Origin of the sequence: Gramella sp. MT6, from assembly GCF_019357415.1 — a bacterium.
In the GTDB taxonomy this organism is placed as follows: Bacteria; Bacteroidota; Bacteroidia; order Flavobacteriales; family Flavobacteriaceae; genus Christiangramia.
In genome coordinates, this window is record NZ_CP048410.1 from 3396124 (window position 1) to 3417180 (window position 21057).

General features: G+C 37.7%; 17 protein-coding genes. 13 read left to right on the top strand and 4 right to left on the bottom strand.

Annotation, left to right across the window (positions count from 1 at the left end):
- Positions 1 to 55: 55 nt before the first annotated feature.
- Positions 56 to 310, bottom strand: a complete 255-nt coding sequence (locus G3I01_RS15370; RefSeq protein ID WP_108171751.1) for a type B 50S ribosomal protein L31 — start codon at positions 308 to 310, stop codon at positions 56 to 58.
- Between the two features lie 149 nt (positions 311 to 459).
- On the opposite strand from G3I01_RS15370, the gene G3I01_RS15375 reads away from it, so the two are divergent.
- From G3I01_RS15375 to G3I01_RS15390, 4 genes are read left to right on the top strand one after another with little or no spacing between them, the layout of a single operon-like run.
- Positions 460 to 978: a DUF4199 domain-containing protein gene (locus G3I01_RS15375; protein ID WP_219549299.1), complete on the top strand. Its 519-nt coding sequence runs from the start codon at positions 460 to 462 to the stop codon at positions 976 to 978.
- A 14-nt stretch (positions 979 to 992) separates the two neighbouring features.
- Positions 993 to 1952: a glycosyltransferase family 2 protein gene (locus G3I01_RS15380; RefSeq protein ID WP_219549301.1), complete on the top strand. Its 960-nt coding sequence runs from the start codon at positions 993 to 995 to the stop codon at positions 1950 to 1952.
- A 49-nt stretch (positions 1953 to 2001) separates the two neighbouring features.
- A complete protein-coding gene (locus G3I01_RS15385; protein ID WP_219549303.1) occupies positions 2002 to 3732 on the top strand; it encodes a phospho-sugar mutase in 1731 nt (576 codons plus the stop codon).
- 10 nt (positions 3733 to 3742) lie between these two features.
- A complete protein-coding gene (locus G3I01_RS15390; protein WP_219549305.1) occupies positions 3743 to 5566 on the top strand; it encodes an ABC transporter ATP-binding protein in 1824 nt (607 codons plus the stop codon).
- A gap of 32 nt (positions 5567 to 5598) precedes the next feature.
- On the opposite strand, the gene G3I01_RS15395 is transcribed toward G3I01_RS15390, so the two are convergent.
- Positions 5599 to 5967 carry a hypothetical protein gene (locus G3I01_RS15395; protein ID WP_219549306.1) on the bottom strand — a complete coding sequence of 123 codons (369 nt, stop codon included), beginning with the start codon at positions 5965 to 5967 and terminating at the stop codon, positions 5599 to 5601.
- A 352-nt stretch (positions 5968 to 6319) separates the two neighbouring features.
- Here G3I01_RS15395 and G3I01_RS15400 point away from each other — a divergent pair, with 352 nt between their 5' ends.
- From G3I01_RS15400 to G3I01_RS15410, 3 genes are read left to right on the top strand one after another with little or no spacing between them, the layout of a single operon-like run.
- Positions 6320 to 6868 carry an RNA polymerase sigma factor gene (locus G3I01_RS15400; protein ID WP_219549308.1) on the top strand — a complete coding sequence of 183 codons (549 nt, stop codon included), beginning with the start codon at positions 6320 to 6322 and terminating at the stop codon, positions 6866 to 6868.
- Between the two features lie 31 nt (positions 6869 to 6899).
- Positions 6900 to 7433: a hypothetical protein gene (locus G3I01_RS15405; RefSeq protein WP_219549310.1), complete on the top strand. Its 534-nt coding sequence runs from the start codon at positions 6900 to 6902 to the stop codon at positions 7431 to 7433.
- A gap of 2 nt (positions 7434 to 7435) precedes the next feature.
- Positions 7436 to 7891 carry a hypothetical protein gene (locus tag G3I01_RS15410; protein ID WP_219549312.1) on the top strand — a complete coding sequence of 152 codons (456 nt, stop codon included), beginning with the start codon at positions 7436 to 7438 and terminating at the stop codon, positions 7889 to 7891.
- A gap of 74 nt (positions 7892 to 7965) precedes the next feature.
- Here G3I01_RS15410 and G3I01_RS15415 read toward each other — a convergent pair whose 3' ends face one another.
- Positions 7966 to 9030 carry an oxidoreductase gene (locus tag G3I01_RS15415; protein ID WP_219549314.1) on the bottom strand — a complete coding sequence of 355 codons (1065 nt, stop codon included), beginning with the start codon at positions 9028 to 9030 and terminating at the stop codon, positions 7966 to 7968.
- A 158-nt stretch (positions 9031 to 9188) separates the two neighbouring features.
- Here G3I01_RS15415 and G3I01_RS15420 point away from each other — a divergent pair, with 158 nt between their 5' ends.
- Positions 9189 to 10400: a methyltransferase domain-containing protein gene (locus tag G3I01_RS15420; protein WP_219549316.1), complete on the top strand. Its 1212-nt coding sequence runs from the start codon at positions 9189 to 9191 to the stop codon at positions 10398 to 10400.
- A gap of 26 nt (positions 10401 to 10426) precedes the next feature.
- On the opposite strand, the gene G3I01_RS15425 is transcribed toward G3I01_RS15420, so the two are convergent.
- Positions 10427 to 10993, bottom strand: coding sequence for a DUF4377 domain-containing protein (locus G3I01_RS15425; RefSeq protein ID WP_219549318.1), 567 nt, complete (start codon positions 10991 to 10993; stop codon positions 10427 to 10429).
- A 134-nt stretch (positions 10994 to 11127) separates the two neighbouring features.
- Between G3I01_RS15425 and purL the strand changes: the two genes are divergently transcribed.
- The 5 genes from purL (at position 11128) to G3I01_RS15450 (ending at position 20988) form a co-directional block, all read left to right on the top strand.
- On the top strand, positions 11128 to 14793 hold the full coding sequence (gene purL / locus G3I01_RS15430) for a phosphoribosylformylglycinamidine synthase (RefSeq protein ID WP_219549320.1): 3666 nt from the start codon (positions 11128 to 11130) through the stop codon (positions 14791 to 14793).
- Between the two features lie 124 nt (positions 14794 to 14917).
- Positions 14918 to 16699, top strand: a complete 1782-nt coding sequence (locus tag G3I01_RS15435) for an AMP-dependent synthetase/ligase (protein ID WP_219549322.1) — start codon at positions 14918 to 14920, stop codon at positions 16697 to 16699.
- A 160-nt stretch (positions 16700 to 16859) separates the two neighbouring features.
- Positions 16860 to 17312: a MarR family transcriptional regulator gene (locus G3I01_RS15440; protein WP_219549324.1), complete on the top strand. Its 453-nt coding sequence runs from the start codon at positions 16860 to 16862 to the stop codon at positions 17310 to 17312.
- Positions 17313 to 17330: 18 nt separating this feature from the next.
- Positions 17331 to 19736 carry a 3-hydroxyacyl-CoA dehydrogenase/enoyl-CoA hydratase family protein gene (locus G3I01_RS15445; RefSeq protein WP_219549326.1) on the top strand — a complete coding sequence of 802 codons (2406 nt, stop codon included), beginning with the start codon at positions 17331 to 17333 and terminating at the stop codon, positions 19734 to 19736.
- A 61-nt stretch (positions 19737 to 19797) separates the two neighbouring features.
- Complete coding sequence (locus G3I01_RS15450) at positions 19798 to 20988, top strand: acetyl-CoA C-acyltransferase (protein ID WP_219549328.1); 1191 nt, start codon at positions 19798 to 19800, stop codon at positions 20986 to 20988.
- Positions 20989 to 21057: the final 69 nt, after the last annotated feature.

Below are 21057 nucleotides of genomic sequence, written 5' to 3' on the forward strand. Positions count from 1 at the left end.
CAACATAAAAAAGCCGCTAAAAAGCGGCTTTGTATATCTATAAAAACAGGAAAAATTATTTTTTCTTGAATTTTGAGTATTTGTTCTTGAATTTATCAATTCTACCAGCACTATCCACAAGCTTAGTCTGCCCTGTGTAGTATGGGTGAGAAGTTCTGGAAATTTCCAGTTTTACCAACGGGTATTCTGTTCCGTCAACTTCAATACTTTCTTTTGTCTTTGCTGTAGACTTTGTAATAAATACATCTTCGTTAGACATATCTTTAAAAGCTACCAGTCTATAATTTTCCGGATGGATTCCCTGCTTCATCGCTTTGATCTTTTAATTTTCGAGGTGCAAATTTAAATAATAACTTCTCAATTACAAACAAATTTACAAAAACTTTTTCTGCAATTAAGAATGTAACGTTTTCCTATATTTGTTAACTAACTGCTAAACTAATCAAACTTCAACAAATAATGGACAATTCACCTTCAATTAAATCAATTGCCTATACATATGGGTTATTGCTTGCTGCCTATTCAGTTTTAGTGCTTGTTTTGATCTATGCATTTAATATCTCTCAGGATAACTGGATCATTGGCGTTGTAAACATTCTTGTTACGATTGCGATCTTAGCTTTAGCTATTAATAACTACAAATCCAAGAATAATAATTACCTGAGCATAAAGGAAGCCTTAAAGGTTGGATTGGCTACGGCTGCCGTGGGCGGTCTTGTAGCTGCTATCTATGCCTATATTCATTATAGCTTTGTTTATCCAGAATTCATTGAAATGGTTAAGGAAACATCCTATCAAAATATGTCAGACCAGGGCATGAGTGATAAGCAGATAAGCGACACTATGAAGATGACCGAATTCACAATGAAACCATGGTTTTTTTCAACAATGACGCTGGTATCAAGTTTATTCTTCGGATTACTTATATCTTTGATCACTGGAGCGATTCTGAAAAAACAAGATCCTGCTCTAGGATAGATAAAGCATAAGCAATGCAGATATCGGTAGTTATACCACTTTTAAACGAGGAACAATCTCTAGTAGAATTATATAATTGGATCGTAAAGGTTTTACGGTCCAATTCCTTTTCTTACGAGATTATTTTCATTGATGACGGGAGTACCGATGGCTCCTGGAAAACGATCGAGGCCTTATCTGAAAATGATGACAGGGTAAAAGGTATTCGTTTTAATCGTAATTATGGAAAATCGCAGGCCCTGCATGCGGGTTTTTTAAAGGCCGGAGGAGACGTAGTGATCACCATGGATGCAGATCTACAGGATAATCCTGAAGAGATCCCTGAGCTTTATGATATGATCATGAAGGATGATAACGACCTCGTTTCTGGATGGAAAAAGAAGCGTTACGATAATGTGATTACCAAGAACCTCCCTTCAAAACTTTTCAACGCCGCGGCGAGAAAAACTTCAGGGGTTAAATTGCATGATTTTAATTGCGGACTAAAAGCATACCGTAAAGAGGTCATTAAAAATATAGACGTTTATGGCGAAATGCACAGGTACATTCCTGTTCTCGCCAAGAATGCCGGGTTTTATAAGATAACCGAAAAAGAAGTTCAACACCAGGCCAGGAAATACGGTACAACGAAATTTGGAATTAACCGTTTCATATACGGATTTTTAGATCTCATAAGTATCTGGTTCTTATCCAAATTTGGCCGAAGGCCTATGCACCTTTTTGGGGCCCTCGGCGTATTGATGTTCATTATTGGTTTCGTCACTGCAGGATGGATAGGTCTATCAAAACTCTATAAATTATACCATGGCATCCCCAACATACTTGTTGTAGACAACCCATGGTTCTATATTGCTCTTATCGTAATGGTTATAGGGACTCAATTTTTCCTGGCAGGATTCCTTGGCGAATTAATTCTAAGGTCTAAACGAGATAAAGAACGTTATTTAATAAAGAAAACCACTCCTAATATTTAGGAGCATTCTGGTTTTAATCATTATTTTTGTTCAGCAAAACAATCTGATTATGGCTACAAACAAACCTGAAATTCTTCAGAAAGCTGAAGAATGGCTTACCGATATATTTGATAATGACACCAGGTCTGAAATTAAAAGACTTATAGATGAGAACCCTAAAGAACTGGAGGAAAGCTTTTATAAAAATGCTGAATTCGGAACCGGGGGAATGCGTGGAGTTATGGGTGTGGGAACTAACCGCATAAATAAATATACTTTAGGGAAGAACACCCAGGGGCTTTCAAATTACCTGAAAAAGTCATTTCCGAATAAGGAAATTAAAGTAGCTATAGCATATGATTGTCGTAATAACAGCCAGGAACTAGCTAAAATTGTTGCAGATGTATTTTCTGCAAACGGCATTAAGGTTTTTCTTTTTTCAGAATTAAGGCCAACCCCTGAACTTTCTTTTGCTGTTAAGCATCTGGATTGCCAGTGTGGAATTGTATTGACTGCAAGTCATAATCCACCGGAATACAATGGATACAAAGTTTACTGGGAAGATGGAGGTCAATTAGTTCCGCCACAGGATTCAGAAGTAATAGAAGTAATTAATAATCTGGATTACAGCGCAATTAAGTTTGATGCGAATGAAGATCTGATCGTAAAAATTGATAGCGAAGTAGATAAGGCATTTGCCGAAGCTTCAGTTAAAAATGGAAGTTTTGACACTCCAGCTTCAGCCCGAGAGAATCTTAAGGTCGTATTTACCTCCTTACACGGCACCTCGATTACTATGGTTCCCGAGGTATTGGAAAATGCTGGTTTTACCAATGTTCATATCGTAGAAGAACAGAGAAAACCTAATGGCAATTTCCCTACGGTGAAATCTCCAAATCCTGAAGAGCCGGAAGCTTTAAAAATGGCCCTGGAAATTGCAGAAAAAGAAAATGCAGATATTGTTATTGGTACAGATCCAGATTGTGATCGTCTTGGTGTGGCGGTTCGGGATCTTAATGGTGAAATGATACTTCTTAATGGAAATCAGACCATGCTTGTTATGACCTGGTTCCTTCTGGAAGAATGGAAAAATTCAAATAAACTTAAGGGTAATGAATTTGTTGCCTCTACCATCGTTTCCACCCCAATGCTTAAAAATCTTACTGAGGATTACGGAGTGGAATATAAAGAAGTATTGACAGGCTTCAAATGGATTGCAAAACTCATCAAAGATCACCCTGAATTAGATTTTATTGGCGGCGGGGAAGAAAGTTTCGGTTATATGGTCGGGGATTTTGTACGTGATAAAGATGCGGTAACCGCTACCCTACTCGCTTGCGAGATCGCTGCGAAAATGAAAGGAGAAGGTAATTCTTTCTATAATAAATTGCTTCAGCTTTATACTCAGTACGGTCTTTATAAGGAAGAATTGATCTCCCTGGTCAAAAAAGGTATCGAAGGCGAAAAGGAGATCAAACAAATGTTGATCGACCTACGTGAAAATCCCTGGGAGGAAATAGACGGTGAAAAGGTTGTGCTTATTGAAGATTATAATTCTTCTATCGCCAAAAACCTGCAAGATCGCACTGAAAATACAATAGATATTCCAAAATCAAATGTGCTCATTTATTACACTGAAAGCGGAACCAAGATCGCAGCCAGGCCTAGTGGTACAGAACCTAAGATTAAATTCTACATCAGTGTGAATACAGATCTTGACTCGGTAGAGAATTACGAGCAGCAGGATCAAAAATTGAGTGATAAAATTGCCCGAATCAGAGAGGAATTACAACTGGGCTAACTATTTTTAAATGACCTATTTCCGTAAAATACTTCAATTCGCAATTCCATATAAGCGATTTGCGATACTGAATATTATATGCAACGTTCTATACGCAATTTTCAGTACACTTTCCTTTATCGCTCTTATCCCGGTCATCCAGGTATTATTCGATAAAACAAAAAGGGTATCAAAAAAGCCTGTTTGGGAAGGCCTGAACAAGACAAAAGAATATGTATCAGACTATTTTAATTATGAAGTTACTCAGCGGGTAAATGAAGATGAAGTGGCCGCATTGGTCTTTATCTGCGGAATTGTGGTTCTGTTATTCTTTTTAAAGAACTTCTTCGGATATCTTAGTTCCTTCTTTCTTACTTTCCTGCGTAACGGAGTTTTGAGAGATCTCAGGGATGCCGTTTACAAGAAGATACTCGCATTACCAGTATCCTATTTTTCTGAAAAAAGAAAAGGTGATACCATTTCCAGAATTACGGCAGATGTAAATGAAGTTCAAACTTCATTTCTTTCTATACTTGAATTGATCGTGAGAGAACCTTTAACCATTCTCTTCACCATCATAGCAATGTTATTGATGAGTGCTAAACTTACGCTATTTGTCTTTATATTTCTTCCTGTAGCAGGTTTTGTTATTTCGATCATAGGTAAGCAACTAAAAAAACAATCCAATCTTGCGCAAGAAGAAAATGGTCATTTCCTGAGTATCGTAGAGGAAACTCTATCAAGTCTAAAGATCGTTAAGGGATTTAATGCCGAAAGAAAATTTTACCATCGTTTTCAGGAATCCACTAACAGGTTGAACAATATCCTGAACAAACTGGTAAATCGACAGAATCTGGCTTCCCCTACCAGTGAATTCCTCGGTATCTTTGTGATCGTTATAATTCTATGGTTTGGTGGAAATATGGTGCTGGTTGAAGAAAGCCTTGATGCCGCCACTTTTATTGCCTTTTTAGGTTTGGCTTACAATATCCTTACACCGGCAAAACAAATTTCTAAAGCTACTTACAGTGTTAAGAAAGGAGATGCCGCAGCAGAAAGGATATTAGAGGTATTAGAGACTCCTTCTACTATTACCGACGCTCCGAATGCACTGGACAAAAAAGATTTTAATTCTGAAATTAGCATTGAAAATATCGATTTCAGTTATGAAAATGAAAAAGTTCTAAAGAACTTCAGTGTCACTGTTCCTAAAGGTCAAACGGTAGCATTGGTTGGACAGTCTGGATCTGGAAAGTCAACCATTGCCAATTTAATAACCAGGTTCTATGATGTTGATAAGGGTTCTATTAAGATAGATGGCAATGACATACGACAGATTAAAAAAACTTCCTTGAGAGACCTCATGGGATTGGTAACTCAGGATTCTATACTTTTTAATGATACCATTAGAAATAATATCACATTAGGGAAAGAGAATGCCAGCGATGAAGAGATCATTGATGCATTGAAGATTGCTAATGCCTGGGAGTTCGTTAAAGAATTGCCCGGAGTTCTTGACACTAATATTGGTGACAGCGGAAATAAGCTAAGTGGTGGCCAGAAGCAACGTCTTTCTATCGCCCGTGCTGTTTTGAAAAATCCACCGGTAATGATCCTGGATGAAGCTACTTCTGCTCTAGACACAGAAAGTGAAAAACTTGTGCAAAAGGCACTGGAAAATATGATGAAGAACCGTACTTCGGTGGTGATCGCTCACAGACTTTCTACAATTCAGAATGCAGATAAGATCGTAGTGATGCAACGTGGTGAAATTGTGGAACAAGGCAGGCATCAGGAATTGATCGCAGCCAATGGCACCTACAAAAAACTAGTAGAAATGCAATCTTTCGATTAAAAAAAAGCCTGAATTTAACCAGGCTTTTTTTTTTAATTCTCCACTAATTCTGCAGAAGCTATGGCCTTCTGGTAATCTGCTTTAATTTCAGAGAAGCTTCCAAAAAACTTTTTACCATCTCTCCTTTTTAAGATTATAGTGGTCTGTCCCTTATCATTGTTCCTGATTTTTGTTACTTCAACCAAAGTACCACTTAGTTGGTCATAATTCGCAATTCCACCTTTTTTAATTATAAAATTTGGTTTAGGAAAATCAACATGAGTGTACTGGTAATTATCAGCCTTACCAATTTTAAGAACATCCCCTATTTCAACATTATTTTCAGATTGTGCATTTACTTGGGATGACATAATCAAACTAGCACAAAGGGCGAATGCGCTAATAAATCTTTTAGTTTTCATGGTATTAGAAATATTGATTTAAATTTTTGCAAAAATAAAAAAATGGATGATATAATTAAATATCATCCATTTTTACATAATTATTTTCACTTTGGGGCAAATGAAAATAATGCGATCCAATTCAATTTTGTTTGGGGCAAAAAAAGATTAAATCATTCTGATGCTGTAAAGATAAAGAAATTGCTGAAGCAAACAAGAGATTTTAGCTTTTTATCCTTATTATTTGCATTTCATCGATAAATGGAGTTGAAATTGGTGAAAAAGTCCTACAGTACAAGATTTGATTTTTAATATTATAAACTTTATCCTTTTCAATACCTTTACGTCATATAAAAAAGCTACTAAAATCCCTGTGTCGCAGAATTCGGAAGATCAATTAGTAAAAAGACTACAGAACAGCTCCACTTCTCCGGAGGCTTTCCGGGAACTCATATCATTATATAAAGAAAGGCTTTACTGGCATATTAGAAATATGGTTAAAAGCCATGATGACACAGATGATATTCTGCAAAATACCTTCGTAAAAATTTTCAGAAACATTAAACAGTTTAAGGGAGAGAGTAAACTTTATAGCTGGATGTATCGTATCGCCACAAATGAATCTATTACATTTATAAATAATAAGGCCCGAAGATTGCAGATAACATCTGAAGAATTACAGAATCAGATCATTGATAACCTGGAAAGCGATGTTTATTTTGAAGGAGACGAAATTCAATTAAAGCTACAAAAAGCTATAGCTACCCTTCCAGATAAACAACAACAGGTTTTTAATATGAAGTATTTTGAAGAATTAAAATACCGTGAAATGGCCGAAATACTGGAAACCAGTGAAGGAGCACTTAAAGCTTCTTACCATATTGCATCAAAAAAAATAGAGGAATATTTAAAATCAAATTAAACCTTTAGCTAAAAATAATGTCATAGTATTAATGAAAACCAATAGAAAAAAATATTCGCAGAATTCCGGTTTCAAAGTTCCAGAAGATTACTTCGGGAGTTTTGAAGATAAAATGATGCGCAAACTCGAAAACGAGGAATCTATTGAATTAGTAAATCAAAAAAGTGGGTTCATCACACCTGAGGGATATTTCAACGGGATTGAGGAAGCCATACTCACTAAAACGCAAGTTGAAAAACCACGAGTTATAAATATTTTCAAAAAGGAATATTTATTTTACGCGGCAGCTGTTGCTGCAATTTTGGTAATGTTGTTGGGTAATTTTTTCGATTCGGGAATCAATGAACCGTTAGGATGGGATGATGTAGAAGTTTCTGCATTAGAAAACTATATAGATGAGGGTTACGACATGGGGTATATTGAATTGAATACTTCAGACTATTCAGATTTTATTTTAACCGGCAATCAACTTGTAAACGACGAAGATTTTAATGCGGTTAATTCTGAAGCTGTATTTGAATATATTGACGAAAATATTGAAGACCCTACTTTAATTTTAGAATAAGTATGAAAAAGTTAATCTTATTATTTTTTATTCTTTTCACTTCCCTACCTGTTATTTCACAGGAAGAAGATAAAGACGCCCAACATGAACGCATAAAAGCGTTGAAGGTGGCTTATTTCACCCAGGAGCTCAATTTAGATGAAAAAACAGCTGAAAAATTCTGGCCTATATACAATAAATACGAAAAGGAAAGACGAAATCTACATAAACGCGAACACATAGATCTTAAAAATGTAGAATGCATCAGTGAAAATGAAGCTGAAAATCTCATAAACGAATTCCTTTCCGTAGAAAATGAAGAATATAAAATAAAGAAAGAGCTGTTCAAAGATCTTAAACAGATCATTTCAGCAAAAGATATTATTAAACTTCATAAGCTTGAAGATGAATTCCATAAGAAGCTTATTAAGGAATATCGCTCAAAAAGAGAGCAGAAAGATTCAAATAGTAGTGAGTAGAATACTATTCATATTTAGTTTTTTGGTTAGTTAGTAGTTAATCCGGCAGATGTTTTTATTTGCCGGATTATTTTTTACCTGAATTTTAGTCTGGCTACTCTCCCCTTTCCCGCTGCGTATGCCACGCTATCATTGATAAATCTTAACGTATAAAAACCTTCATCTAAAAGCATCTTCCAGTTCTTTCCGCCATTGTGACTGTAATGTATCCCGGTAAATCCGGTTGCAATTATGCCGTTAGCATTAGAATTTGGAACATAGCGCACTGAACTTTTATATCCCGGTTCCTTACTATCTGCGATTAGCTCCCAGGTTCTTCCGCCATCTTTAGTAATTGCCTTATTACTCTTATTACCCTCTGGTTTTGTATAATCTCCTCCGATAATAATTCCATTGTTCTCATCATAAAAATCCACACTATAACCGCCGGTAGTGGCCTCTCCCTGCAATAAAGGAGTTTCGAAAACTTCCCAGCTTCTTCCTTTATCAGGAGAAAACAAGATCCTGGATCTCATACCTCCCGTCAATATCCAGGTATTATCCCCCTGTATGGCAATATTTGAATTGCTGGCCGCAAAAGCAGCTTCACCTTCAGCTGATTCTGGCAGATCTTTACAGTCGATCTTTCTCCAACTTTTACCTCCGTTCCTGGTAATAATTATAGAAATACAATTGTCTACCGGGTCTCCCATAGCGATCCCTTCATCATCATTCCAGAATGCCATAGAATCATAGAACACTTTTTCATTCTCTTCTTTATAAACCATTTCCATATTTCCTGTATCACCAGTTTTATATAGCAAGGCCGGATTTGCAACGCTTAACATGAAAAAATCGTTCGAAGTACTAGCCACTGCTCTGAATTCAGGTTTGATAGTATCAAAACTTTGCGTGTTGATCTTCCAGGTCTCTTCGGTGGAATTATACAAACCATAAGTTCCGTTATTTGCAGCGAAAGCCAGACTATTTCCCATCACCTCGATGGCACGGATGCTTAAGGAATCGTTTTCCAGGATCACTTCAACTTCTACAGATTCAAACGGCTTGGAATCTTTTATTGTATCCAAGTTTTCAGATTGCTGCTTATCGTTCTTACAGGCAACGATTAATAAGATTAGTAAAAAACTTATTTTCTTCATTTATTTTCAATTTTAAGGACGATTCTATCTTTTCATATCCAGTATAAAATTGTCCATTTTAGCTGCAGGCCTTCATAAGCCCAACTATTCAGAATTTGATTCAAATATAAATTAATCCGTTTCAAAAAAACGTAACTTTGCCGCCTTAAAGAATATTTATGCGCCTACACAGGAATCTAGTTTTTGCTACCGTTGATGCTTTAGCCGAAATTTTTAATGAAGGGAATTATGCCGATAAGGTGATTGAAAAAACATTGAAGCGTGATAAACGTTGGGGCTCCCGCGATAGAAGTTTTATCGCAGAAACCACTTATGATATTGTGAGATGGAAGCGATTATACGCCGAGATCGCTGAGGTAAAAGAACCATTTAAAAGAGAAGACCTCTTTAGAATGTTCGCGGTTTGGTGTGTACTTAGAGGAATTGAGATCCCAGACTGGCCGCAATTCGAGAAAACTCCGGAAAGACGTATAAAAGGAAAGTTCGATGAACTAAGTAAAATTAGAAAGTTCAGGGAATCTGTGCCAGACTGGATGGATGAACTTGGCGAAGAAGAGCTGGGAGAAAAAGTCTGGACCAATGAGATCCATGCTTTGAACAAGCAGGCTCCTGTAGTGATAAGGGCTAACAAATTAAAGACCAACCCTCAGGAACTTGCTGAAAAGCTGAAAGAAGAAGGTATAGAGACTACCAATCTCAGGAATTACCCGGAGGCACTTGAACTTAAAGAAAGAGCTAATATATTCAGAACTAACGCATTTAAAGATGGTTTTTTTGAAGTTCAGGATGCCAGTTCACAAAGAGTGGCAGAATTTCTTGATGTAGAACCAGGAATGCGCGTTGTAGACACCTGTGCAGGTGCTGGCGGGAAAACGCTTCATCTTGCCGCGCTTATGGAGAATAAGGGGCAGATCATCGCATTGGATATCTATGGAAATAAACTTAAAGAATTAAAGCGACGAGCTAAACGTGCCGGCGCTCATAACGTGGAAACCAGAAGCATCGATTCTACCAAAGTAATTAAAAAATTATATGGTACTGCAGATCGAGTTCTAATTGATGCACCTTGCAGCGGCCTGGGAGTTCTTAGTAGAAATCCAGATGCGAAATGGAAATTACAACCAGATTTTCTGGATAAGATAAGGAACACTCAGCTTGAAATTTTGGAAAAGTATTCCAGGATCGTGAAAAAAGGCGGAAAACTGGTTTATGCCACCTGTTCAGTATTGCCATCTGAGAATCAAAAACAAGTTCAAAAATTCCTTAAGACCGAAGCAGGTAAAGAATTTAGACTATTGAGAGAGAAAAGTATTCTTTCCAGTGAAAGCGGTTATGATGGCTTTTACATGGCATCATTACAAAAAGAATAAAGAAAAGCGACCGCTTGGTCGCTTTTTTATTGAATTGAAATAAGTTTGAGCCTGTTATCTCCCAAATGAGTAAAAGTGCCAGTTAATTCTTCATTATTTTCAAGATCCTGAGACAATTCTTCACAGAGTTCTGCACATTCTATATTATATTCATTTAGAATTGAATATCCAGGTCCAGAATTTTGGACAAAATTATTACCTGCCCATTTTAGTTTAATATCAAATGTTTCCTCTTCATCTACCCTCTCTTTAGACATCACCTTATGCAATAAAAATTTAGTATCTGAAGCATCCTGAGGCGGGTTCTGAATTTTAATTTTTCTCACTTTCAAATCATAGATATACCCAGATTCATATTCAAAACCTTCAATTTCGTCATAGAAATAATTCCAGTCTTCATCGCCTATTTTCGCTTCTTCCTGTACCAGGTATACCAATTGAGGACCTACTCCTATAGCTGTTTGTTTATAATGATTTACCCGCATTTCTACTAATTCAATATCATCTGGATCTATACCCACTAAGGAACAGGAATTCGTCCCGAAAAAACCGAGAACTCCAATAACCAAAATGATATATAGTTTAATGTGCATGAGATTTTTTGATTGACCATATTAAGATAATGAATATTCTAATGATTATAAATTTAACTTTCTTAAATTATTTAATCTAGCCGATAAAAAATCATAAATTTGTGGCTTTAAAAAACAACACAAACACAACCTAAATGATCCTTTTCTTCGGAAACCAAACTACAAAGGTTTTTGCTGTGGAAACCCACTCAGAACTTTCAGCTCAGGAAATCTCTAAACTAAACTGGCTTTTTGGAAATACGCAACAAATTCACAAATCTGCATTGGCAGATTTTTTTGTTGGCCCTCGCGCAGCCATGATCACTCCTTGGAGTACCAATGCGGTTGAGATCACCCAGAACATGGGAATTCATGGGCTTATTAGAATTGAAGAATTTCTAAGAGTCGATGAACATTTTCATGATTTCGACCCCATGCTTTCTCAAAAGTATAAGGCGTTAGATCAGGATATCTTTGATATTCATATTAATCCGGCGCCAATTGTCGAGGTTGATGATATAGCGGCCTATAACCAGCAGGAAGGTCTGGCATTAAATGCTGAAGAGGTTGCTTATCTTGAAGGACTGGCTGATAAATTAGGACGCAAACTTACCGACTCTGAAGTTTTCGGTTTCTCTCAGGTAAATTCTGAACACTGTCGCCATAAAATTTTCAATGGAACCTTTGTTATAGATGGCGAGGAAAAACCTTCTTCTCTCTTTAAACTTATAAGAAAGACTTCCGAAGAAAATCCGAATGATATTGTTTCCGCATACAAGGATAATGTTGCGTTTATTAAAGGGCCTAAAGTTGAACAATTCGCTCCAAAAGCGCCAGACGTTCCTGAATATTACCAGGTCAAGGATTTTGATTCGGTAATTTCCTTAAAAGCGGAAACTCATAATTTCCCTACTACAGTTGAGCCATTTAATGGCGCAGCTACAGGTAGCGGTGGTGAAATTCGCGACAGGCTTGCCGGTGGTAAAGGGTCACTTCCCCTGGCTGGAACTGCTGTTTACATGACTTCTTATTCCCGTCTTGATAAAGACAGGAAATGGGAAAATGGAATGAAAGAAAGGGACTGGCTGTATCAGACTCCAATGGAAATTCTTATAAAGGCTTCTAACGGAGCATCAGATTTTGGAAATAAATTCGGGCAACCTTTGATCTCTGGATCTGTACTTACTTTTGAACATTCTGAGCATGATCGTTCCCTGGGATATGATAAAGTTATTATGCTTGCGGGTGGTATTGGATACGGAAAAGAAAATCAGGCTTTAAAAGATATACCGAATAAAGGTGATAAGATTGTTGTTCTGGGAGGTGAAAATTACCGTATCGGGATGGGCGGAGCTGCCGTTTCTTCTGCCGATACTGGAGCATTTTCCAGCGGAATAGAGCTAAATGCTATTCAGCGTTCTAATCCTGAGATGCAGAAAAGAGCTGCTAATGCTGTTAGAGGTATGGTAGAAAGTGATGAAAATCCTATCGTTTCTATCCATGATCACGGTGCTGGCGGACACTTAAACTGTCTTAGTGAGCTTGTAGAAGAAAAAGGTGGAAAGATAGACCTTGATGCCTTACCTGTTGGAGATCCTACTTTATCTGCAAAGGAGATCATTGGGAACGAATCACAGGAAAGAATGGGACTTGTAATTGGAGAGGCCCAAATTGCACAATTAAAAAGAGTAGCAGATCGTGAAAGGTCTCCAATGTATGAAGTTGGAAATGTCACTGGTGATCACCGATTTACATTTGAAGGAGAAAAATCCGGACAAAAGCCGATGGATCTTGAACTATCAGATATGTTTGGTAGTTCACCAAAAACGATAATGACAGATAAAAAGGTAAAAAGAGAATACGAGAATGTTAGCTATAACACAACGAAAATTCATGATTACCTGGAGCAACTGTTGCAATTAGAAGCTGTAGCCTGTAAGGACTGGTTGACCAATAAAGTTGACCGTTGTGTTTCTGGGAGGGTTGCTAAACAACAAACCGCCGGACCGCTTCAGTTACCATTAAATAACTGTGGAGTAATGGCGTTGGATTATAAAGGAAAAGAAGGTGTAGCTACTTCTATTGGCCACTCCCCTGTTTCCGCATTGGTAGATCCGGTTGCCGGCTCTAAAAATTCAATTGCAGAATCTTTATCGAATATAGTGTGGGCTCCATTGGAAAAAGGTCTGAAATCAATTTCTCTTTCAGCGAACTGGATGTGGCCTTGTAACAATGAAGGTGAAGATGCTAGATTATATGAAGCTGTTGAAGGCGTTTCAAAGTTTGCCATTTCCCTAGGTATCAATGTTCCAACTGGAAAGGATTCACTTTCTATGAAACAGCGCTATAAAGATGGTGAAGTAATTTCTCCGGGAACCGTAATAATATCGGCGGCAGGACATTGTAATGATATTACTAAAGTTGTTGAGCCTGTACTTCAAAAAGACGGTGGGGATATCTATTATATTAACCTTTCCCAGGATAACTTTAAATTGGGTGGATCTTCTTTTGCCCAGATCCTGAATAAAGTTGGTAGCGAAGTGCCAACGATAAAGGATGACAAAAAATTCGCCGATGCTTTTAACGCTATTCAGGAATTGGTTAAAAAGGATCTAATCCTCGCAGGTCACGATGTGGCTTCAGGAGGATTAATCACTTCCCTTCTTGAAATGTGTTTTGCAGACGTTAATCTTAGCGCAGATCTCAATCTTTCTGCACTTAATGAGAAAGATATTGTAAAGCTTCTTTTCAATGAGAACTGTGGAATTATCTTCCAGGCAAAAGACAGCTCGGTAGAAGATATTCTTAAAGAAAAGAAAATAGAATTCTTCAAAATAGGTAAGGTAACCGAAGGAAATGATCTAAGAATTAAAAATTTCGGAGCAGATCTAAGCTTCAATATTCCTGAATTAAGAGACACCTGGTACAAAACTTCTTTCCTACTTGATGAGAGACAAAGCGGGATAGACAAAGCTACTGAACGATACCATAATTATAAAGAGCAGCCTCTGGAATTCAAGTTTCCAGAACATTTTACAGGAAAACTGCCTGAATTGGATTCAACTAAACCAAGAATTAAAGCGGCTATCATTCGTGAAAAAGGATCGAATTCTGAACGTGAAATGGCCAGAGCTATGTATTTAGCCGGATTTGATGTTAAGGATGTACATATGACAGATCTTATTACCGGTCGTGAAACTCTGGAAGATATTCAATTTATTGCAGCGGTTGGTGGTTTCTCAAACTCAGATGTACTGGGAAGTGCTAAAGGATGGGCTGGAGCATTTCTTTACAATGAAAAAGCCAAGGAAGCTCTCGATAAATTCTTTGCCAGAAAAGATACTTTATCATTAGGAGTTTGTAACGGTTGCCAGTTATTCATTGAACTTGGACTTATAAATCCAGATCATGAGCAGAAACCAAAGATGCTACATAATGAATCTCATAAATTTGAATGTAATTTCACTTCTGTGGAAATTCAGGAAAATAATTCTGTGATGCTTTCAACTCTTGCCGGCTCGAAACTCGGGATCTGGGCAGCTCACGGGGAAGGTAAATTCAGCTTTCCGTATGAAGAGGAGAAATATAATATCGTTGGTAAATACGGTTATGAGGGTTATCCTGCAAATCCAAATGGGTCCCACTTCAATACGGCTGTTTTAACAGATGACACCGGTAGACACCTTGTAATGATGCCTCATTTAGAACGATCTACCTTTCAATGGAACTGGGCTCATTATCCTAAAGGAAGAAAAGACGAAGTTTCTCCATGGTTAGAAGGATTCGTAAATGCTAGAAAATGGCTGAAAAAGAAGCAGTAAGAAGAAATTTTTATGAATAAAATTAAAGGGATGCTAAAAACATCCCTTCTTTTTTGCATAATCAATTTGAAGTAGCCCCCTTTTTTGCTATTTTGCGAAGCACATAAATAAATTGTTCAAATTGATGAATGACATTAAACGACTCTTTGACTTCCCTTATTATCAGCTTGAAAACTTTCCTTTGGAAGAAGCTTTGGCCACTAAATATGGCAATGAATGGAAAACACTTTCAACTCAACAATATATAGATCAGGCAAATGCCATTAGCCGGGGACTTTTGAGATTAGGAATTAAACCTAATGACAAGATCGCAGTTATTTCAACTTCTAATAGAACAGAGTGGAATGTAATGGATATTGGTATCCTGCAACTGGGAGCACAAAACGTACCAATCTATCCTACGATCTCTGAAGAGGATTACGAGTATGTGATAAATCACAGTGGAGCAATTTATTGTTTTGTATCAGACCAAGAGGTTCTTGATAAGGTTAACCGCATTAAAGCAACCACCAACCTTAAAGAAGTTTATAGTTTCGATGACATTTCTGGTTGCAAAAGCTGGAAAGAGATCTTGAAGGATGGTGAAGATAAAGGAAATCAGGATGAAGTTGAAAAATTAAAAGCCGCTGTAAAACCAGATGACCTTGCTACTTTAATATATACTTCTGGAACTACCGGAAGACCTAAAGGTGTAATGCTTACTCATGATAATATAGTAAGCGATGTACTGGGTAGTGCTCCACGTGTACCTTTTGAACCCGGTACCTTTGTGGCCCTGAGCTTTTTACCGGTTTGTCACATTTTTGAGAGAATGATATTATACCTATATCAATATTATTCGGTATCGGTTTATTTTGCTGAATCCATAGATAAGATAAGTGATAACTTAAAAGAAGTAAAACCCCATGTGATCACGGCAGTCCCAAGATTGCTAGAAAAGGTTTATGATAAGATCATCGCTAAGGGAACCGCTCTTGACGGAATTAAGAAAAACCTGTTCTTCTGGGCGGTAGAACTAGGTCTGGAGTATGAACCTTATGGTGCCAATGGTTGGTGGTATGAAACTAAATTAAAAATTGCCAGAAAGCTGATCTTCTCTAAATGGAAAGAAGGTCTGGGAGGAAATATTGAGCTTATTGTATCAGGTAGTGCTGCTTTACAGCCAAGGCTTGCGCGTGTTTTTGCAGCAGCTGAAATTCCGGTAATGGAAGGTTATGGTCTAACAGAATCTTCTCCGGTGATCGCTGTAAACGATCAAAGAAATCACGGTTTCAAAATTGGTACAGTTGGTAAAGTTCTGGATAACGTAGAGGTAAAGATCGCGGAAGATGGAGAGATCCTTGCGAAAGGACCTAACATTATGAAGGGCTATTATAAGGATGAAGAAAAAACTAAAGAAGTTATAAATGGCGACGGATATTTCCATACTGGTGATATTGGTGAAATAGATAAAGATGGTTTCTTAAAGATCACTGACAGGAAAAAAGAGATGTTCAAAACATCTGGTGGTAAATACGTAGCACCTCAATTACTGGAAAATACTATGAAACAATCTCGTTTTATAGAACAGATCATGGTGGTAGGTGATGGAGAAAAAATGCCTGCAGCATTAATCCAACCGAATTTTGAATTTATTACAGACTGGGCACGTCGTAAAAATATCGACCTGGGTGAAGGAACCGAAAAAGATATTGCCAATAATAAATTGGTGAAGGAACGTATACAGGAAGAAGTAGATTTCTATAATCAGAAATTTGGTAAATGGGAAAGAGTTAAAACGATCGAGCTTACTCCTGAAACCTGGTCTATTGAAGAAGGCCACCTTACCCCTACTATGAAATTAAAAAGAAGGATTATAAGAGACCGCTATGAAGATCTTTATGAAAAATTATATGGTCGGTTTTAATTAGACATTAAGAATTTGATAAAAAAAGCTCCTCCTAATAAGAGGAGTTTTTTAGTTTTAAGAATATTTAGACCGTTAATTCACTATATTAATATTTTAAACGAATTTTATTATGCATGCATAATAATTTTTCCTAACTTTGGATTCATTCAAAATCCAGATGAAAGAAAAAACAATAGATTATGTATTGCGTGCCACCTGGATGGCAGTCTCTAAAATGTATAACGAGGAGGCCGGAAAAGCAGGAAGCACAATGGCTACAGGATTTGCCCTACTTAGCATAGATCCTGAAGACGGCACCCCATCTACCTCACTTGGCCCCAAAATGGGCATGGAAGCTACCAGTCTTTCCAGGATCTTGAAAACCATGGAAGAAAAAGGCCTCATCATAAGGAAAAAGAATCCTAATGACGGGCGTAGCGTACTTATCTATTTAACCGAATTCGGTAAAGAGATGAGAGATTATTCTAAACGAGTGGTTCTTCGGTTTGATGAAGCGGTAAAAGAAAATGTTTCAGACAAAGATCTTAAGACCTTCATTGAAGTAGCCAACACTATTTTAGAATTGATAAGTGAAAAGAAGATTTATACAGAAGAAATAAATATCAGATAAAATAATAAACACCAACAAATGAAAAGAAGGATTAATAAAGTCGCAGTTGTAGGATCCGGAATAATGGGTAGCGGTATCGCTTGCCATTTTGCCAATATCGGCGTGGAAGTCTTACTTCTGGACATAGTTCCCCGCGAACTGAATGATAAGGAAAAGAAAAAAGGACTCACCCTTGAAGACGAAGTAGTCCGAAACAGGATCGTTAACGATTCACTTCAGGAGTCTGTAAAGTCTAAACCCTCTCCTATTTACCACAAGGATTTTGTAAAACGGATAAAGACTGGAAATCTTGAAGATGATATTCATAAGGTTGCTGATGTAGACTGGATCATTGAGGTAGTTGTTGAACGTCTTGATATTAAGAAACAGGTATTTGAAAACCTTGAAAAGCATAGAACTCCGGGAACTTTGATCACTTCGAACACTTCCGGAATTCCGATCAACTTTATGACCGAAGGTCGTAGTGATGACTTTAAAAAGCATTTCTGTGGAACTCACTTCTTTAACCCACCAAGATATTTAAGGTTATTTGAGATCATTCCTGGGAAAGAAACTTCTCAGGAAGTTCTTGATTTCCTTGAGATGTACGGCGAAAAATTCCTTGGAAAAAAGGCGGTTCTAGCAAAAGATACTCCTGCATTTATAGGTAATAGAATTGGAATCTTCTCTATCATGAGTCTTTTCCATACCGTTAAGGATATGGGAATGACTATCGAAGAGGTAGACAAACTTACGGGTCCGGTAATTGGTCGCCAGAAATCGGCAACTTTTAGAACTGTAGACGTTGTTGGTTTAGATACATTGGTTCATGTTGCCAACGGTATTTATGAGAATGTTCCAGATGACGAGCAACATGACCTCTTCAAATTACCAGATTTCATCAATACCATGATGGAGAACAAATGGTTAGGAAGCAAAACCGGCCAGGGGTTCTATAAGAAAATTAAGAAGGACGACGGTTCCAGCGAGATCAAATCTCTTGATCTTGATACTATGGAATATCGCGATAGAAAGAGTGCTTCTTTCGCTACACTTGAGATGACAAAAACCATCGATAATGTTGCCGATCGTTTTGAAGTACTGGTTAAAGGAAAAGATAAAGCCGGAGACTTTTACAGAAAAAGTTTTTCAGCTCTTTTCGCATACGTATCTAACAGAATTCCAGAGATCGCAGATGAGCTATATAAAATAGATGATGCCATGAAGGCTGGATTCGGTTGGGAACATGGTCCTTTCCAAATCTGGGATGCGATCGGTGTTGAAAAAGGTATCGAAATGATGAAGGCTGAAGGTTACGAACCTGCTGCCTGGGTAAATGAAATGCTGGAAAGCGGAAGTAAGAGTTTCTACACCGTAAAAGAAGGCAATACCTATTACTATAGTATAGACGACAAGAAACAAACTAAGGTTCCTGGTCAGGATGCATTCATTATTCTTGACAACATCAGAGAATCTAAAGAAGTATTCAAGAACAGCGGCGTAGTTGTAGAAGATCTTGGTGACGGAATCTTGAACGTTGAATTCAGAAGTAAAATGAATTCGATTGGTGGCGATGTTCTTGACGGAATTAATAAAGCAATTGATATCGCTGAAAAAGATTACCAGGGACTGGTTGTTGCCAATGATGGTAAAAACTTCTCTGTTGGTGCGAATATCGGTATGATATTTATGATGGCGGTTGAGCAGGAATATGAAGAGCTTAACATGGCTATCAAATATTTCCAGGATACTATGATGAGAATGCGCTACTCCTCTATTCCAACGGTGGCTGCTCCTCACGCCATGACCCTTGGTGGTGGATGCGAGATGTCACTTCACGCAGATAAAGTTGTTGCCGCAGCAGAAACTTACATTGGATTAGTAGAATTTGGTGTTGGTGTGATCCCTGGTGGTGGTGGAACCAAGGAAATGACGGTTAGAGCTTCTGATACTTTTCAGAAAGATGACGTAGAACTAAACCGACTAAGAGAACACTTCCTTACTATAGGAATGGCGAAAGTTTCAACTTCAGCATATGAAGCTTATGACCTGAACCTTCTTCAGAAAGGAAAAGATATTGTAGTTGTAAATCCAGACAGACAATTAGCGATCGCTAAGAAACATGCGCTGCTAATGGCTGAAAACGGATATACTAAACCAATTGAACGTACAGATATTAAAGTTCTTGGAAAACAGGCATTAGGTGCATTCCTAGTTGGAACAGACCAGATGGCAGCAGGAAAGTATATCAGCGAACATGATAAGAAGATCGCGAACAAACTGGCTTATGTAATGGCTGGCGGTGATCTTTCTGAAAACCAGATGGTAAGTGAACAATACTTATTAGAACTTGAAAGAGAAGCTTTCTTATCCCTTACAGGAGAAAGAAAAACTTTGGAAAGGCTTCAGCACATGCTTAAAAAAGGAAAACCATTAAGAAATTAGATTTGAGCAACTATTAAGACGAATCCAGAAACTCAAATCTAATATCTAAATACTAAGAAAAATGAAAACAGCATATATAGTAAAAGCATACAGAACCGCAGTAGGAAAGGCTCCTCGAGGAGTATTTCGCTTCAAAAGACCTGATGAACTGGCTGCGGAAACCATCCAGTATATGATGAATAAATTACCTGACTTCGATAAAACTCGTATCGACGATGTAATGGTAGGTAACGCGATGCCAGAAGCAGAACAGGGACTAAACGTTGGTAGATTGATCTCTCTTATGGGATTGAAGATCGAAGATGTGCCCGGAATGACAGTGAACAGATATTGTGCTTCTGGTTTGGAGACAATTTCTATCGCGACTGCTAAAATTCAGAGTGGAATGGCCGACTGTGTGATCGCAGGTGGTGCAGAAAGCATGAGTTATATCCCTATGGGAGGTTACAAGCCGGTACCAGATTACGAGGTAGCTAAAGAAGGTAACGAAGATTATTACTGGGGAATGGGATTAACTGCAGAAGCAGTTGCCAATAAATACAAGGTCTCTCGTGAAGACCAGGATGAGTTCGCTTATCAATCTCACCAGAAAGCGATCAAAGCTCAGGCTGAAGATCGTTTCCAGGACCAGATCGTTCCGATCACCATCGATGAGACCTATGTAGATGAGGATGGTAAAAAGAAGACCAAATCTTACACTGTAAATAAAGATGAAGGTCCTAGAAAAGATACTTCTATTGAAGTCTTGAATAAACTTAGACCGGTTTTCGCTGAAGGCGGAAGCGTGACTGCTGGTAACTCGTCTCAAATGAGTGACGGTGCGGCATTTGTAATGGTAATGAGTGAGGATATGGTTAAAGAACTTAATCTTGAACCTATTGCCCGAATGGTAAGTTACACCGCAGTTGGAGTTGAACCAAGAATTATGGGAATAGGACCAGTTCATGCGATTCCGAAGGCTCTAAAACAAGCTGGACTTAAACAGGACGACCTTGAGCTTATTGAACTGAACGAAGCTTTCGCTTCTCAGTCTTTAGCCGTGATCAGGGAATTAGGGCTGAACAAGGATAAGCTTAATGTGAACGGTGGCGCCATTTCTATGGGGCACCCACTTGGATGTACCGGAGCCAAACTATCTGTACAGATCTTTGATGAAATGCGTAAGCGCGATTTAAAGAATAAACATTGTATGGTGACCATGTGTGTTGGTACAGGACAAGGCGCTGCAGGAGTTTTTGAATTCTTGAACTAGAATTGATATTAAGATCTCAGTAATGAGATTACGATGAAATAATAAAATTAATAAAACATTTAAAGTGAG

Excerpts from the sequence above, each read along its gene's own strand:
- G3I01_RS15370 (WP_108171751.1), bottom strand. The coding sequence starts at position 310 with ATGAAGCAGGGAATCCATCCGGAAAATTATAGACTGGTAGCTTTTAAA.
- G3I01_RS15375 (WP_219549299.1), top strand. The coding sequence starts at position 460 with ATGGACAATTCACCTTCAATTAAATCAATTGCCTATACATATGGGTTA.
- G3I01_RS15380 (WP_219549301.1), top strand. The coding sequence starts at position 993 with ATGCAGATATCGGTAGTTATACCACTTTTAAACGAGGAACAATCTCTA.
- G3I01_RS15385 (WP_219549303.1), top strand. The coding sequence starts at position 2,002 with ATGGCTACAAACAAACCTGAAATTCTTCAGAAAGCTGAAGAATGGCTT.
- G3I01_RS15390 (WP_219549305.1), top strand. The coding sequence starts at position 3,743 with ATGACCTATTTCCGTAAAATACTTCAATTCGCAATTCCATATAAGCGA.
- G3I01_RS15395 (WP_219549306.1), bottom strand. The coding sequence starts at position 5,967 with ATGAAAACTAAAAGATTTATTAGCGCATTCGCCCTTTGTGCTAGTTTG.
- G3I01_RS15405 (WP_219549310.1), top strand. The coding sequence starts at position 6,900 with ATGAAAACCAATAGAAAAAAATATTCGCAGAATTCCGGTTTCAAAGTT.
- G3I01_RS15410 (WP_219549312.1), top strand. The coding sequence starts at position 7,436 with ATGAAAAAGTTAATCTTATTATTTTTTATTCTTTTCACTTCCCTACCT.
- G3I01_RS15415 (WP_219549314.1), bottom strand. The coding sequence starts at position 9,030 with ATGAAGAAAATAAGTTTTTTACTAATCTTATTAATCGTTGCCTGTAAG.
- G3I01_RS15420 (WP_219549316.1), top strand. The coding sequence starts at position 9,189 with ATGCGCCTACACAGGAATCTAGTTTTTGCTACCGTTGATGCTTTAGCC.
- G3I01_RS15425 (WP_219549318.1), bottom strand. The coding sequence starts at position 10,993 with ATGCACATTAAACTATATATCATTTTGGTTATTGGAGTTCTCGGTTTT.
- purL (WP_219549320.1), top strand. The coding sequence starts at position 11,128 with ATGATCCTTTTCTTCGGAAACCAAACTACAAAGGTTTTTGCTGTGGAA.
- G3I01_RS15435 (WP_219549322.1), top strand. The coding sequence starts at position 14,918 with ATGAATGACATTAAACGACTCTTTGACTTCCCTTATTATCAGCTTGAA.
- G3I01_RS15440 (WP_219549324.1), top strand. The coding sequence starts at position 16,860 with ATGAAAGAAAAAACAATAGATTATGTATTGCGTGCCACCTGGATGGCA.
- G3I01_RS15445 (WP_219549326.1), top strand. The coding sequence starts at position 17,331 with ATGAAAAGAAGGATTAATAAAGTCGCAGTTGTAGGATCCGGAATAATG.
- G3I01_RS15450 (WP_219549328.1), top strand. The coding sequence starts at position 19,798 with ATGAAAACAGCATATATAGTAAAAGCATACAGAACCGCAGTAGGAAAG.